The 15733-nt window shown below is 50.5% G+C and carries 13 protein-coding genes and 1 pseudogene; 3 read left to right on the top strand and 11 right to left on the bottom strand.

What is annotated here, in order from left to right:
• Window positions 1-108: 108 nt before the first annotated feature.
• Window positions 109-504, top strand: a complete 396-nt coding sequence (locus MHI24_RS18010) for a YvaD family protein (protein ID WP_340020907.1) — start codon at window positions 109-111, stop codon at window positions 502-504.
• Window positions 505-535: 31 nt separating this feature from the next.
• Here MHI24_RS18010 and MHI24_RS18005 read toward each other — a convergent pair whose 3' ends face one another.
• Window positions 536-4111: an ATP-binding cassette domain-containing protein gene (locus MHI24_RS18005; RefSeq protein ID WP_340020906.1), complete on the bottom strand. Its 3576-nt coding sequence runs from the start codon at window positions 4109-4111 to the stop codon at window positions 536-538.
• A gap of 206 nt (window positions 4112-4317) precedes the next feature.
• Here MHI24_RS18005 and MHI24_RS18000 point away from each other — a divergent pair.
• Window positions 4318-4857 (top strand): annotated as a pseudogene (locus MHI24_RS18000) (Rpn family recombination-promoting nuclease/putative transposase); the annotation flags it as partial.
• A 40-nt stretch (window positions 4858-4897) separates the two neighbouring features.
• On the opposite strand, the gene MHI24_RS17995 reads toward MHI24_RS18000, so the two are convergent.
• From MHI24_RS17995 to MHI24_RS17965, 7 genes are all read right to left on the bottom strand, one after another.
• Window positions 4898-5434 (bottom strand): hypothetical protein, encoded by a 537-nt coding sequence (locus tag MHI24_RS17995; protein ID WP_340020905.1) that lies wholly within the window; start codon window positions 5432-5434, stop codon window positions 4898-4900.
• A gap of 49 nt (window positions 5435-5483) precedes the next feature.
• Entirely contained in the window at window positions 5484-7403 is a 1920-nt protein-coding gene (locus tag MHI24_RS17990) for an AraC family transcriptional regulator (RefSeq protein WP_340020904.1), read from the bottom strand.
• A gap of 219 nt (window positions 7404-7622) precedes the next feature.
• The gene (locus MHI24_RS17985) at window positions 7623-8507 is read right to left on the bottom strand and encodes a DegV family protein (RefSeq protein WP_340020903.1); all 885 of its coding nucleotides are present in this window, start codon (window positions 8505-8507) and stop codon (window positions 7623-7625) included.
• 215 nt (window positions 8508-8722) lie between these two features.
• Window positions 8723-9412 (bottom strand): zf-HC2 domain-containing protein, encoded by a 690-nt coding sequence (locus MHI24_RS17980; protein ID WP_340020902.1) that lies wholly within the window; start codon window positions 9410-9412, stop codon window positions 8723-8725.
• Entirely contained in the window at window positions 9409-9900 is a 492-nt protein-coding gene (locus MHI24_RS17975) for an RNA polymerase sigma factor (RefSeq protein WP_340020901.1), read from the bottom strand. Before MHI24_RS17975 ends, MHI24_RS17980 begins: the two co-directional genes overlap by 4 nt.
• A 132-nt stretch (window positions 9901-10032) precedes the next feature.
• Window positions 10033-11049: a S66 peptidase family protein gene (locus MHI24_RS17970; protein ID WP_340020900.1), complete on the bottom strand. Its 1017-nt coding sequence runs from the start codon at window positions 11047-11049 to the stop codon at window positions 10033-10035.
• 111 nt (window positions 11050-11160) lie between these two features.
• The gene (locus MHI24_RS17965; RefSeq protein ID WP_340020899.1) at window positions 11161-12195 is read right to left on the bottom strand and encodes an AI-2E family transporter; all 1035 of its coding nucleotides are present in this window, start codon (window positions 12193-12195) and stop codon (window positions 11161-11163) included.
• A 211-nt stretch (window positions 12196-12406) separates the two neighbouring features.
• Between MHI24_RS17965 and MHI24_RS17960 the strand changes: the two genes are divergently transcribed.
• The gene (locus MHI24_RS17960) at window positions 12407-13246 is read left to right on the top strand and encodes an SDR family oxidoreductase (protein WP_340020898.1); all 840 of its coding nucleotides are present in this window, start codon (window positions 12407-12409) and stop codon (window positions 13244-13246) included.
• A gap of 83 nt (window positions 13247-13329) precedes the next feature.
• Here the strand turns inward: MHI24_RS17960 and MHI24_RS17955 are convergent, their stop codons facing one another.
• From MHI24_RS17955 to MHI24_RS17945, 3 genes are read right to left on the bottom strand one after another with little or no spacing between them, the layout of a single operon-like run.
• A complete protein-coding gene (locus MHI24_RS17955; protein WP_340020897.1) occupies window positions 13330-13776 on the bottom strand; it encodes a hypothetical protein in 447 nt (148 codons plus the stop codon).
• Window positions 13777-13802: 26 nt separating this feature from the next.
• Window positions 13803-14723 (bottom strand): ATP-binding cassette domain-containing protein, encoded by a 921-nt coding sequence (locus MHI24_RS17950; RefSeq protein ID WP_340020896.1) that lies wholly within the window; start codon window positions 14721-14723, stop codon window positions 13803-13805.
• Window positions 14720-15730, bottom strand: a complete 1011-nt coding sequence (locus tag MHI24_RS17945; protein ID WP_340020895.1) for an ABC transporter ATP-binding protein — start codon at window positions 15728-15730, stop codon at window positions 14720-14722. The genes MHI24_RS17950 and MHI24_RS17945 overlap by 4 nt, the downstream gene beginning before the upstream one ends.
• Window positions 15731-15733: the final 3 nt, after the last annotated feature.

Here is a 15733-nt window from a genome sequence, read left to right as displayed (position 1 = left end):
CGAATGTAAGTTGAACAAACCGGGACGCCTTCTGCAACTCTGGGTTGCAAAAAACTATTTTCACTGTATAATTTTACATAATCATACTAATTAACTTTGCGAGGGCCTATGAAGCTGCTAAAACCTTTTTTCCTTGTCACAGATATCGGTTTCATCCTGTATTGGATCATTACTTACTTTCATATCATCCCAGAGTCGATGGCGTTCAAAGATTACAACAATCCGATCATGGTTCATTGGAACTGGTCCTTTTTCCCTCTGGATATCTTGATCTCCATTACTGGCCTAAGCAGCTTGTATTTATACCGGAAACAGCTGCCTTCCTGGAGGGCCTGGGCGCTAATCTCACTCGTCCTCACCTTCTGCTCCGGCCTTCAAGCCATTGCCTTCTGGGCATTCGCCCATGATTTTGATATTTACTGGTGGGGATTTAATCTATATTTATTAGTTTATCCTTTGTTTTTCCTGCGAACCGTAATGACGGGATACGGCAAGGCTGTTTAGCAGTTTCCCTGCATCTAATTCATAGAGACCCTTATCGTATTTTTTGGAGTTTCATCTCTTCCATATCCAGAATGTTATGATAAAAGCTAGACTGGGTCTCTTTGTGTGAAATGCCAATCACCATCGTATTCGGCAATTCCCTGCTTATCAGTCTGTATAAATCTGATTCTTGTGCTCCATAAATATCAGTAGTTGCTTCATCAATTAATAACAATTCCGGCTTGAGCAGCAGACATCTTCCCAAATTAAGAAGTTGCTTTTCACCCTGGCTGAAGCTCCCCTGATCTTCATCAATTTCTTGTTGAAGTGAGCTTACTCTCCCTCTAAGGTTTAACTTTTCAAGCACTGACCATATCTCCTGATCCGTACATTCCTGCTCGGGGTCCAAATTATCTCTTAGCGTTCCGTGGTAAAGCACCGGACGCTGCGGCAGGGTGACTATTTTTTTCATCAGCAGATGATCTGGAATAGACTTAACATTAGTGTCTCCGAGCAGAATCTCACCTTCATACTCCATAAATCGGGTCAGGCAGTAGAATAACGTAGATTTACCGCTTCCCGTTCTTCCTTTGACCAGCAGGTTTTCAGTGGGCTCAAGTTTTAATGTCAATCCGGAGATGACTGGTATTGAGTCACTATATTTGGCGCTCAAATTCCTGATTGTCAGACCGCCTGCTGTATTCATAACTGTAGGTGTAGCCTTCGTTGCGCTTACCGGGGATTTCCCGCCCTCAAGCCCCAAAATTCTTTCAAGGGAATTCGTCCCAATCTCCATATGACGAAGATCTCTGAGCAACACTTCAAAATTGGAAAATGCCGTTAAGGTATAGGTTAAAGTCACATAGATGATAACGGAGTCTCCCGAGAAGCCCCTCAAGCTCATAAGGATCAAGAAAACAGAAAATGTAAAATACCCTGCTACCTCTATCCAGAACAGATAAAGTCTATTCACTGACTGTCTTGTATACTCTGCATTTAATGCGTCTGTAATCTTCCCTTCCCAGATATTCGTAAAATAAGTTTGCAGGCTTTGCTTCCTTACATAATTAGAATCTGCGGCCACAGATTTAAGAACAGCGAGGCAGGGCTCGTGTGCTTCATTAGCTAACCTGGATGTAATTTTGCCTGTGATCCGAACTTCCTTCTGAATTTTATTAAAAAATATCAGGAACACACCAAGCACCAGCACCATATAGAGATCCGAGTAAGCAATTAGAATTGCTGCGGCAATAATTTTGAAAAACGATTCCAGCAGATTGCTGGTGTACCCGCTCATATCCATATCGATAACCTTCATATCATTGGAAAAACGCGCGGATAATGCGCCGTTCTGTTGTTTACTGAACTGCAGAAAGCTGAGTTTTGATACCCGTTGTAACAATTGCTGATGAAGGGCTTCACCGGCTTTTACATTCCCCAAGTAGATGATGCTGATACGCACAACATTGGTAATAACCAGCAATAGGCCTATGCCAAAATAAATAGAGGCGAATAACATCGGGTTTGCCGTATTTCCACCGAACCGCGGTACAATATAGATAGAGGCAGCATCGATTATCTGCGCTAATATAAATAAAGCTATAAAAAGAACCAGCAGCGGTCTGCTTCCTAGTGCTAAAAAGTAATGCTTCAGCACTCTAAGACTAGTTTGCTTAATCTTCTCCTGTTCTTCAGGGTCCGACTCTCCCCTCTTCAAGTTCTGCTCTTCTGGCAATTCCTTTGTGATACTTTCATTATTCATTTGAATTACTTTTTCATCAGGAAGAAAGTCACGAAGTGTATTATAATCGAATGCATTCTTTTTAAAAGTATCCTTGATTTGGCCTTGTTTCATTACAATCACTTGGTCTGCCCGTTCGAACAATTCCTGATCAATAGTGGCAGCCACCATAATTCTTGTTGTATTCCTCCAATAATCCAGAATCAAATGTTTAAGTACTCTCTTTCGTACCTTTGCATCCAAAGAATTCAAAATTTGATCCAGCAATACGGTCTTAGCATTCTGATATGCGGCGCGGGCCAGCAAAATTCTTTTTTTCTGTCCCCCTGATAGATTGACCATATCTGTGTTGATAACAGTGGAATCTCCGCTTGCCCATTGGTCCAAATCCTTGCTTAACTCACATAAATGAATGATCTGACGATAACGCTCTTCCTCATAAGGCTTGTCAAGGATGATATTATCTCTAATACTTACCGGGAATAAAGGTGAATGATCCATGACCTCCTCACAGCGCAGCTCCGTAGATTGATCTTCTTGAACGCATTCCAGATATCCGGCAATCGCCCGCAGCAGGTTCGTTTTTCCGGACCCCGTTTCACCCACAATGATAACCAGTTGTCCTGGAGTGACCGTTAGATCTATATCTGTGAGGAGAATCTGGCCAGGATCATTGGGTATGCTATATGTTGCTTTCTGCAATGAGATGGTCCCTGCCTTTTCTACAGTCCCTCTGCTTTCCTCCCCTTCTTCATCCAGGCTAACATATTCCTTTACAAGTGAGGCAGCCTTTAGCCCTTGTCTGACGGTGTTGATGCTGACCAGGAAATCGTTGATACACCGATCCAGCAGGCCAAACACAATAAAAGATGCCATGGTTTTCTCAACACTTAGCGGATAGCCCATTAAAGAGGAGAAACCAATACATATCATGGCCGTCAACGGAACCAGAGAATAGTTGATTAGAGTTAGCAGAATTTGAATCTTACTTTTTTTATGTAAAATTTCCGATTGGCGCGATCTTGCTTTATTAATCTTGCGAATGAAGAAATTGGTGAAGTTCATTTGTTTAGCTTCTCTATATTTATTAAGGTACTCATTGATTTCAAATAACCGCTTACTGTTTGCCTGGCTAAGCTCAGCATCCACCCGATTCAGTTGATGAAGCAGCCTCGAAAACATAGGTGCTGCGAATAGCAAAACACACCCCATAAGGCCCCCGGCGCCTAAATACATTACCAGGAGTGCAACACCGAATAGAATCCCGAGCGCGCTGCTTATGCCGTCTATAAACCAAACTATGCCTCTGAACCAGCTAATTTGGTTTCCGTACAAATCTATCAGCTGCCCTGCACGCTGAGCGGATTCTTTTTTTCGCAAAATGTTCTTAAACAGAATGTTCCGGTAATTGAATTCAATGGACGTAATTAACTTCCAGCGAAAATGCAAAAATTGAGAATTGGAGATTACCTTAACCATCTGAATGGCGACAAACAGGAAGATCGCTCCCAGTGTTGCCCCGTGAGGCTGTGAGCTATCGTTAATAATGGCGCGAAGGATATCCGGGAACAAGTAAGGGATAGAGAATTGCAGGGCCAGGGTCACAAACGAAAGTAGTGCATAGGCCAGGAAAGAGGACTTTAATTGGCGTACGATATGAATAACCAGCGGCATCACTTTTTTGGATCTGCGTACGGATGCTGATTCTTCTTGAAACTGGCCGATTCCATATGTGGAGGGAATAGTCAGAATGGATTCTTGGATGGCACTTAGCGGCTGATCCTTACGAATAGCTTGCCTAGTAAACGAACGTGTCCACGTGAAAAATAACTTTTGGATAGGATTTGATCTCTCTTCAAGAGAGCGGCTCTGATTCGGGTTAGTCAAACTGTTCATCCCTTCAGTTATTGCGAAACTCATTGCATAATTAAGCAACTCTTCACTAGCATTTCGAGAGAAATATAATTTTGAGATAAAGATTAATTTATGATATAAAATCCCATATGTTATAAAATATATTATTTCATACTCTATGAAAAAGGTATTAAAAATATCATGTTGTTCGGTTCGCCGGTAACTATTAAAAACGGCTGGGACAACTTCAAGAGGGCCAATCTTATAAAATGTTGAAGAAATGTGTTACCATCAACATACTCAATTACTCATTTCTTCCCAACAGTCAATACCATAACGTATTCCATCTTCGTGAAGACAGAAGTGGAATCCCCCTCATCGATGACATGGAACTACACTTTCTTGAGCTGCCCAAACTAAGCGAGCATGCGACTCCGTTGGAGGGTGGCGGATTGATCAACTGGCTGCTCTTTTTAAAGGGTGCAGATAAATCCAATTGGGAGGTGCTGACGATGAATGAACCTGTACTGAAAAAAGCGATGGACACGCTGGAGTTTCTTAGTCAGGATGCGGAGGCCCGCCGGTTGTATGAGGACAGGCAGAAGTATCTGCATGATGAAGCTTCGATGATTGAAGGAGCCCTAGCTGAAGGGGAGAGGAGAAAAGCAATTCAGATGGCGCTGGAGCTTCTCAAGCATGGTGTAGATACTGCGATTATAGTGAAGGCCTCCGGGCTGTCTGAGGCTGAGATTACCGCACTCCAAAACAAGACGAAGTAGCATGCAAAAGAGTCAGTCCAATGTGGGCTGACTCTTCTTTTCACCGATACCGGCGGGCCGTCTCATCACTCCAGATATGCGCTTCGATATAACGCTCAGGGCCGTGCGTTCCGTCGTTGTTCCAGTGCTGCGGCAGGCCGTATTTGGCGATGATGTCGACGATCTCCTTATAGGTATATAGGGTATGCCGGTACTCTTTGCCGTCGTTAACCGCCGGACTGAAGGTCGGCATGGAATCTCCATAGGTGAAGGAGACGGTATTCACATCGAACTCTTCAATCGGAATCTTGAGACAGGCGCTGTTCTCATACCAAGTGCTCAGCCAAGGACTGTGTTCCACCACCATGTAATGCGGGGAGGAGCGGCGGACCAGACCGCCCTTTTTAATAAACTCTGCCCGGATGATGCTCTCGCAGTTCCGCCGATATTCCACATACTTATCGTGTCTTTGGGCGCTCTGTGCCTTGGGCTTGGTCTGCTTGATCGTCTCCAGCACGGCCTTCGCCTGATCGGCTGGCAAATCGGATATGCTGACAAACGGACCTACGGATGCATCATAATAATGATATAGAAACATCGTACTGCTCCCTCCCAGCGTAGCTTGTATCAACCCAACCTTGAATCTATTACCGGCCAGCTACCTCGATGATCCAGTCGGTCAGTTCTTTGATTTGTCTCTTCACAGCGATCGGGTCACGATACCAGGATTGATTCTCCGTCCAAATAAACACCCGATTGTTGGCAATAGGGCCGAGCGACCCCCAGATCGGATCTGCCTGCAGCGATTCCAAGCTGGAGTCTGTGGTCAGAATGAGATAATCCCCCATATACTCGGAAAGCTTCTCCAATGAAAATTCGTAATAGGATTCCTTCAGCATATATCCGGGAACCGCAGCCGGCGGCTTCAGCCCCATAATTTCATACATTAACCGGCCTCCCCGGCCCGACTTCGGACCAAACAGACTCACGTTTCCATCATACTCCTGCATAATCGAGAGCGTCTTCCCTTCAGGAACCGCTTGTTGAACCTTCGCCCGAATATCTGCAATTTCCTTCTCGAATTGTTCGTTCCATTGCTCCGCGGCCTCGCGCCGGTCCAGCAAATTGCCGAAATACAGCATCTCATCCTGAATGGATGCGAACTGATTGTAAGGCACAGATACCGTTGGGGCAATCTTCTGATATTTCTCCACCACCTCAGGCTGTGGATTATGCGTTATGATCAAATCCGGATTCAGCTCCAGCAGCTTCTCAAGCGAGTCGCCGACATCCGTCACAACATCCAGCATCCCCTCCAGGTACGGGCTCGACATCAGGAACGATTCGGCTGCAACCGGCTGAACATCCAGCGCAAGTACAGTACCGAGATAAGAGATTGCCGCTATGCGCTGAGGGTGTTCAGGAACCTCGACATCGCCAAAAGCGGTGCTGACCATCTTGGTCGCCGAAGAGGCCTTAGCCCCGGTTGCGGTTGGAGATGCGCTGACGGCAACCTGGCTGTGCGTAGCGCTCCCGTTGTTCACCGGCCCGCCGCAGGCCGTTAACATCACGGTCAAGCATAACAGCATTACTGCATACAAACTTCTGGTTGCTCTGGTCACTTTGTTCGCCTCATTCCACTGAAATTGATAATCAATATCACTCATATGAAAAGGATAGCGTAATGACCGGCTTGGAACAACGGACGATTGTGACCTATTCCTTGCATAATCTGAAACGGATGGTCCGTATCGTTTACGGTATTGGCCTGGCGTTATACCGGCATATTTCTTGAACATGCGGTTGAAATACATAAGATCGGGATAACCGACATGCGCTGCAATCTCCTGTTGTGTTGCCAGCGTACCGGCCAGCAGAGTCTTCGCGTCCTCCATCCGGAAACGGATGACATAATCCAGCGGGCTGAGTCCTGTCTGTTCTTTACATTTTCTCGAAATGTATTGCTGGCTGTAATTCAGCTGCCGCGCAAGCTCCTCTAGCGAGATAGGCTTACGGTAATTTCTGGACAAGTACCGAATAACCTGTTCTGACAAGGATAGCTCACCGGGTCTGAACAGGCGCTCACTCAGAACCGCATGAACGAAGCGGATGAAATCTCCCTTAACCGACAGCCGGGTCAATTCGTCGTCCCCTTGAAGCCAACTGCCGCATATTGTCTGAAGCAGCTCTAACAGGGCCAGCGGTTCAACGGGCGGAAAGCCCCAGTTGTCCTGAAACGGGTCGGAATCCTGCAACATTCTTTGAAATTCATACAAGGACGAAGCAGGCAGCGAAGCTTTGTACAGTACGATATATACGCTTAGTGCTTCCCGGCTCCGGATCGTCACCTGAGCACCTTTACCGGCGTGCAGCACGTAAAAACGTTCGCATAGCCATACCTCATCGTCAACCCACAACTCACCCTGTCCTTGGAAAACGAATAAAAATGCGCTCGCCGGTAAGCGGTACTGCTTCAAATCCCCGCCGGCTCCGGCCTGCTTCAGCCGTACATCAAGCACGCGCACCGTTACCTGATTCCATAATTGTATAAGTCTCAGAGCATCCATAGCTGATTTGCAAACTCCCCCTAAAATGATCTAACAGATAATCATTCTCAATTGAATCCTGTTTTACATCACCATAACGAATAGGATTAGTACTGTCAACAAGGGTTTACGGCGGCTTCTCCAAAGTAAAAAGACGCTTGCCTTCCACATACGGAGGTCCAAGCGTCTATCAGGTTCATTAGGGACGGGAGCAGGCAGCTACGCCTGGCGCAAGTCAGCCTAGAGTACAGACTCCAGCACTTCCTCCTCAGCATCAATACTGTTCAGGGCCGTACGGTTAATCCAAGACAGCGCCAGGGTTCCCTCACCCATATGAGCGCCTACCACCGGGATAAAGGGCATAATCTCTGTACGCACCGAAGGGGACATAGCTTTAATAGCCCACTCCAGGCTCAGTGCCTCTTCTCTATTATTGGCGTGCATAATACATACATCCTGGAAGCGGCCGATTTCCTCCTGGATGGTCTCCAGCAGCTTTTGCTTCGTCTTCTTGAAGGTGCGTATTTTATCGACGACAACAATTTTACCCTCATCAAACCTCAAAAGCAGATGAATCCGCATCAGCTGGCCCAGCAGGAATTGCGAGCCGGAGAGCCGTCCGCTGCGGTGCAGCTGACTCAGGCTGGCAGGGATGATATAGAAGGACATTTCCTCAACTATATTATCAATTCTGCTCTTGATCTCCTGTGCAGAGCAGCCTGCTTGCTGCCAATGAATACCACGCATTAGCATCTCACGGATCGGGTATGCGCCTACTTTGGAATCGATACCAATTACCTTCACTCCAGCGATATCCGCCGCCTGCATTGAGGTGTGGAAGGTCCCGCTAAGCTCGGAGGAACAATGAACCGCAATAATCTCGTCATACTCATCCTTCAGACGCTCGTATAATTCTACGAACTCGCCAATCGGCGGCTGGGAGCTGCCTACCTTGTCATGCTGCCGCATTTTGTCATAGAACTGATCGGCGTTAATATCTATATTCTCTCTATAGCATTCATCATTGACGATTAGACGAAGGGGAACGATATACACATGGTTATTCTTGGCGAATTCAGAATCAATGGTGCTGGTGCTGTCAGTTACCCAGGCGATGGATTTCATAGTCACTACTCTCTTTCGTGAGGGATTCACTGCTCAGGAATCGGCAGCTATGGCTGTCTGTATATTCACAAATTATACAGGATACCAGCCATACGTAGAGCATTCCTTGAATAATCCCAGCACTTTTTTTCAACTAAATTCGACATAAATTCACATTATATATGACGAATATACCTGTTTAAGAGAGCACTGCTTATGGTATGAGAACGAAGGAATTAATCCTGCCGCTCAAACTGAGCCTCCACAGCTTCGCTCGCCGGGGGCAGCTCCATCCCTTGCTTCCAGATCAGGATCGGGTGATCGTCCTTGGGCCCGTAATAGATGGCCTTGATGGATCTGGATGGGGTGCTCAATTGTCCGGCATCAACGACATCGTACCGGTTGCCGAGTCCCTGCGCTTCATCCGCTTTGGATTTGAAGACAGGCCGCATCGGAGTGATGTAGAGAATGCCGTCGCTTCCCGCTTTGGCGCTGATCTTGTTCAACCGGTATCCGTCCGTCAGCTTGACATGGTAGGCAATTCTTCCATCCTGAAGCCGGCTGACTTCGGTAATTTCGATTGCGCTGGCGGGGACTTGGGTAAGGTTCCAGCTAAACAGGGCATAGTATCCGGTCAAAAGCACGCCGCACACAGCTGTCGCCAGAATCAGGCCTTTAACGAAGGAAACCGCCCTCGATCGTTTCCAATATCCTTGGAAGCTGGCCAACGCACGGCTGTCCTGTTGATTCTTGGCGATGACCTCAAACGGCAGGCTGCTGCTCTGCTGCAGCTTGCGTAAAGCAGCGGTGCACTCCGCGCAGGTGGCCAAGTGGGCCTCAATCGATTTCCGGGTATCCGGACTGCACACATCATCATAGTATAGCGGCAGCAAATCCTGGACGATTTCGCATGACAGCTTGTTCATCGGCTCTCCTCCGTCATTAAGTCTTGTATGCTGTTTCTTGCACGGTGAAAGGTCACCCGGGCCCAGCTCTCCGTCCGGCCAAACACCTCGCTGATCTGTCCGAAGGACAGCTCCCCGAACACTCTTAACATGAAGACTTCCTTATAGGGCTCTTTCAGATTGTGCAGCAGCTTATGAATGCGCAAGGCTTCCGTCTGGTCAATCAGCTTCTGCTCAATCGAAGGGCCGTTTCCGCCTGTGTCCTCATGCAGCTCGCCAACGAAAACGCGTTTTTGCTTATCCATGTGCTTGAAGTATGTGTTTTTGGCGATCTGGCACAGCCATACGCTGATCTTGCAGTTGCCTTTGAACTGGTCGATATTCTTAACCGCCCTGGCGAAGGTTTCCTGCGTAATCTCCTCGGCCATCTGCTGGTCCCGGCTTAGCGACAAGGCAAATAAGTATACGTCCTGAAAATATTGCTCGTAGATTTGCTCCACATCGCCCACTTGTTCACCACCTTACCTCTATAAGACCCGTTCGCAAACGTTTCGTTACAAAAAAGATAAAAACTTGGTGTGAACGATCTGCTGCCGGCACGTCCGGAACATTACTTAGAAGATTCTACAGGCACAGCACCCTTACGGCCGGAAGACCTGCTTCACTGTGCCTTTTCCTCCCCCGGCCTCTACCTCCGCATAGGCCCCGTTGATTAAAGTAACCTGTGGCGGCTGGTGGCCGCAGTCGATGTTGTACACCACCGGGAGGCCCAGCTCATCGGCCAGCTCCCGGTAGACATCCTCCACAGTGTAACCGTCCATAGGGCGGTTAGCCGCACTGCGCCCGAACATCAGACCGCTGCAATGCCCGAACCAGCCGGCCAGCTTCATATGCACCAGGGAGCGGCGCAGGTCAGTCACCGACAGCTCGCAGTTCTCCAAGTACCACAAAATCGGCTCACCATGGATATAGTGCTGCTGGAAATGCCGGACATCTCCGTAGGGCGTGCCGATCAGATGCCGGATGACGTCAATGCAGCCGCCCAGCAGACGTCCCTGCATCGACACTTTCTGATCTCCCACCGTTTTCCAGACTGTCGCCTCTGTAAGGTTGAACACATGGGGCGAAGACTCACCTGTCCCCCATTCCTGCTGATACTGCTGCGAGGATTGCTGAAGTACAGTCCCGCCGCTTGGCGTGGACAATACCTTGTCCCACATAGCGGTTGTCGGATCTGTCTCTTCTCCCCGGAGATCAACAAAGTTCGTGCCGTGGGCTGTAGCCATGCCTGTCTTCAGCGTAACGGCCAGCAGCAGCACACTGATATCGGAGTAGCCGAGAATCCATTTGCACTTCATAGCCTCAAAATCCACCCGCTCCAGCATCTCGATCAGCAGCTCACCGCCCCACGGAGGGGCCACCAGTCCGATGCGTTCATCGGCCATCATTGCATTGAATTCAGCCGCACGCACCGCAGCCGGAGCGGATTTGGCCTTCTCCTGGGTCCACGCTGTGGGTCCGCATTCTACGCCATACCCTCTTTTTTGCAGCCGTTCTACAGCCAGCCTCAGCAATTCATGCAGCTCCTGCGGAACACCGGATGAGGGTGCGGTTACCCCAATAACGGTTCCTGCCTCTAATACCGGATATCTGATCATTCTGTGACTCCCCCTACTATTGAATTAAAAAAGGTGATACCCGAACCTGAAGCAGGTTGAATATCACCTATATACATACGCTGCATATTACTGCTTACCTGCCCCGGTGTCTCATTCCAGCGAAGGCTTATTGTCGCGGCTGATATCCAGAATATCCAGGAAAAAGACGAAGATCGGAATCCCGAGAATCAGACCCCACACCCCGATATAATGCTCGGAGAACAACAGCACGACAAGTGTGTAGAACATCGGCAGGTTCATTTTGGAGGACATCAGCTTCGGGTTGAGGAAGTAGCCTTCGATCACATGGAGCAGGGCAATCATAATCAGAATGTTAATCGTCATCATCAGGCCGCCCGTATTATAGCCGATGATGCACAGCGGGATCAGTGAAATGACAAAGCCGACGACCGGAATCAGGCTGAGCATGAAGATCATAATGGAGAGGGCAAAGAGATACGGGAACGGCTCGAAGAAGAAGCCAAGCACCCACAGCCCCACGACGGTAAATAAAGTGTTGAACAGTGCAATCAGGATCTGTGCTTCAATGACCTTTCCGAAGGAAGAGATGAACTTTCTGCCGAAATATTCAAGCTCCACGTAGAACCAGGAAATCTTGCTGTCTCTCAGGCGGGAGGTGAAGCTGACAATGCGGTTCTTCTCCAGGATGAAGACAAGGCTTAGGATGGTGGACAGGACGAAGGTGGTGCCCCAGTTGCTGATTTTGAACACATATTCGATCCCCTGATTCAAATAGCTCTGATAGTTGAGCTCCTTGACCTTGCGGAACAGGTACTGCATAATCTCATTCTGCGGGATATCATCGGCGGTCAGCGTACTGAGAAAGGTGGTTAACTGCTTGATCTGCGAGAAGACCTTGGGCATGTATCTGACGAGTGCCATGACGATCATACTGATCAGCGCCACATACAGTATAATGATGATGACCTTGCTGTTCACCTTCACGAACTTGCCGATCCGTCTGCTCAGCAGCACCTGAAAGCTGTTCATCACGTAAGCGATCAGGAACGTCAGCAGCACCAGATTCAGCATATCCCTGATACTGTAGAGCAGCAGTCCAATCAGCCCCAATATCAGGAAGCGCCGGACCGTTAAATTTGCAAAATACCGCTTGATTACATCCATTGTTTCCTTGTTCCTCTCCATTCGCGGGCAATTCGGATTTTTTATTTACAGTGTACCGTACCAAAAACAATTATAGCAACTGCACCGCCGCTCTGTGACGCGAAAAAACAAACTTTATGTCATCTTGCCTCAATATCTACTTAGATATGCTATAATGTGGGCGAAATTGGACAATCACTGGAAATTAATATGAGATGGAGGCTGAATCTACATGTCAAAAGTCATCTGCATCACCGGAGCATCCTCGGGCATCGGCCTCGCCACCGCACTGAAGTTCGCGCACGAGGGGTGGACCGTCTACGCCGGAACCCGTCATCTGAAGCGTGACCAGGAATTATACCGCGGGGTGGAGAATCTGCAGTTCGCTGAATTGGAGGTTACCGAGCCGGAGAGCATTCAGCAGGTCATCGGCCGGATTGAACAGGAGCAGGGCAGGCTGGATATCTTATTCTGCAATGCCGGATTCGGTTATCTCAGAGCACTTGGGCAAGCGCCGTTCCCTGACATTCAGAAGGTGTTCGACACCAATGTGTACGGGGTGATGCATACAATCAGAGCCGCCCTGCCGCTGCTGCGGAAGACCGGCTATGGCCATATTGTCGCTACCTCCAGTGTCGGCGGGCTGGTCGGACAGCCGATGAATGAGATCTACTGTGCCAGCAAATTCGCGGTGGAGGGGCTGCTGGAGAGCCTGGCCACCTATTACAAGCCGCAGTTCAATATCGACATCACCCTGCTGGAGCCGGGGGCGATTTCCACCGAATTCAATTCAACCGTAATGGGACATGTCGCCAGCACAGGCGGTGTACTTGAAGATGAGTACAAGCCGGTTCTGGATGCTTACCGTGCAGCCTTCCTGGAGCGCAATGTGGAGCCGCAGACGGCAGAATCTGTTGCAGACGTCATGTGGGAGCTGGCCGGTCAGGAGACCAAGCCGCTGCGCCTGCGCACCTCCGAGCGGGCCGAAGCCTTCGTGGCCCGCAAGGTCAGCACCGACCCTACCGGCCTGGAAGGTGTGCTCAGCACCCGCAAAATTCAATTGAATATGTAATAGGCCTCCGGCGGATGCGGACTGATCCGGCGGGAGCGGCAGCCTGCGATGATTGCAGCCGCCGCTTCCCGTTCCCCCGGATGCTACCGCTGAACCGGTTCAATCGTATAGACTCGGGCACTGCCGTCAGCCGCTGATCCGCCGGTGATCTGCCAGCCGTAGGACAGCACGCCCTGTAACCGGCTATATTCGGCCTCCGTTAATTCCGCTTCCACCGCTTCATGCCCCTCTTCAAGCTCCAGCCTCGCTTCAATATTCAGCGCAACATCGATCCAGCTGCGGATGCCGCGGATGGTATTGTACTTGATCTGGTAGCCGTCCAGAACAGCCCGGCGGAACAGCTCCGGCTGTTCGTTCGCAAGGGCAGCCAGCTGCCCGTAATCGAACTCGTATTTACTCTCGTCCACCGGAAGATCCTCTCCGGTTACTCTGTGCAGCAGCTCCTGGTCGGACCAGCCCTGCGAACGCAGCGATTCCAGCAGCAGAGCATCCCACTGCGATAACTTGACCTTGCTCTTCGTTTCTGTCATTGGTGTATCCTCCCTATTCAAGTAATTCAATTGCCATAGTCCCCGGCCACATAATGTCCAGGGCTCACTTCCCGCAGCACTGCGGCTTCCCCGCTCCCGCGCCCTGCCGGGTAAGTCTCCAATTGTATCCTCTGGCTGGCCTTCTGCGGGTCCGTCTCCAGAATGGATGACAGCAGCGCCTTCGTATACGGATGCAGCGGATTGTCATACAGCTCGTCACTCTCTGCCACCTCCACCAGCCGGCCGCCGTACATCACGCCGATCCGGTCCGAAATATGCCGGACCATCGACAGATCATGGGCGATGAACAGGTAGGTCAGCCCGAATTCGGCCTGCAGATCCTCCAGCATATTGACAACCTGAGCCTGCACAGAGACATCCAGCGCCGAGATCGGCTCGTCGCAGACCACGAATTCAGGCCGTACCGACAAGGCTCTGGCGATGGAGATCCGCTGGCGCTGGCCGCCGCTGAACTCGTGGGGGAAGCGGTAGAGATGCTCCCGCTTCAAGCCCACCTTCTCCAGCAGCTCCGCCACCGCCTCCTTGCGCTCTTCGCTCCCCCGGTAGAGACCGTGGATTCTCATCGGCTCGCTGATCAGCTCCAGCACATTCAGACTGGGATTAAGCGAGGAGTACGGGTCCTGAAAGATCGACTGAATCCGCCGGCGGAAGGGCTTCAGCCCCTTCTCGCCCAGCCTGCCAAGCGGCTTCCCGTCATAGAACACCTCACCGTCCGTATAATCATACAGCCGGAGCAGACAGCGGCCGACCGTGGACTTGCCGCTCCCGGATTCGCCGACCAGACCGAAGGTCTCGCCCTGGCGGATCTGGAAGCTGACCCCGTCCACCGCCTTCAGCACAGAGGTATCCCGGCCGCGCAAATCCTTGCCTTTGGAGAAATGCTTCTTCAAGTTGTTAACCTCTACCAGCACCTTGCGCTCGCTCAAGTGAAATCCCTCCCCGCTGTAACTGCTGTCTTCTCTTCTGCACCTTCATTCAGCCAGCACATCGAGCGGTGGCCCGGGGCAAGCTCGGTCACCGGCGGACGTTCACTGCAGCGGGCGAAGGCGTGCGGACAGCGGTCGATGAACGGACAGCCTAGCGGCGGATCAAGCAGATCCGGCGGCGAGCCTTCAATCGGTATCAGCCGCTCCCGCGCGCCGCCGCCGCGCTTCGGAATCGAACGAAGCAGACCTTGGGTATACGGATGCCGGGGCCGGTAGAAGATGTCCTCCACCGTCCCCTCCTCCATCACCAGTCCGCCGTACATCACGATGACCCGTGTGCAGACCTGGGCTACGACGCCGAGGTCGTGAGTGATCAGCGCGACCGCTGTATCCTCCCGCTGCTTCAGCTCCTTGAACAGATCCAGAATCTGTGCCTGGATGGTCGCATCCAGCGCCGTGGTCGGTTCATCGGCAATCAGCAGCTCCGGCTGGCAGGAGAGCGCCATCGCAATCATCACCCGCTGGCGCATCCCTCCGCTGAATTCATGCGGATATTGCTTCAGGCGCTGCTCCGGGTCGCGGATGCCGACCTGGCGGAGCAGCTCCGCCGCTTTGGTGTATGCCTTCGCCTTATCCAGTCCGCGGTGTCTGCGGATAACCTCCGTTAATTGCTGGCCGATGCGCTTGACCGGATTCAGCGAGGTCATCGGGTCCTGAAAGACCATCGCGATCCGGTTGCCGCGTAAAGAGCGCCACTGCTTCTCCGTCAGCCCCTTCAGGCTTGTGCCGCGAAACTCCAGCTTCCCGGCAGTCATCCGGCCCGGCGGCGCAATCAGGGACATGATAGACTTAGCGGTAACGCTTTTGCCGCTGCCGGATTCTCCGACAATGCCTACCGTCTCACCGGCATCAATATGGAAGCTAACCCCGCGGACGGCCTGATTCTCCCCGTCCCGGGTAGCGAAGGATACCTGCAGATCTTCAACAGTCAGCAGCCGTTCTGTCATGAT

The sequence above is a fragment of the Paenibacillus sp. FSL K6-1096 genome, from assembly GCF_037977055.1.
Classification (GTDB): Bacteria; Bacillota; Bacilli; order Paenibacillales; family Paenibacillaceae; genus Paenibacillus_AQ.
This window is presented reverse-complemented; position numbering and strand designations above follow the sequence as displayed.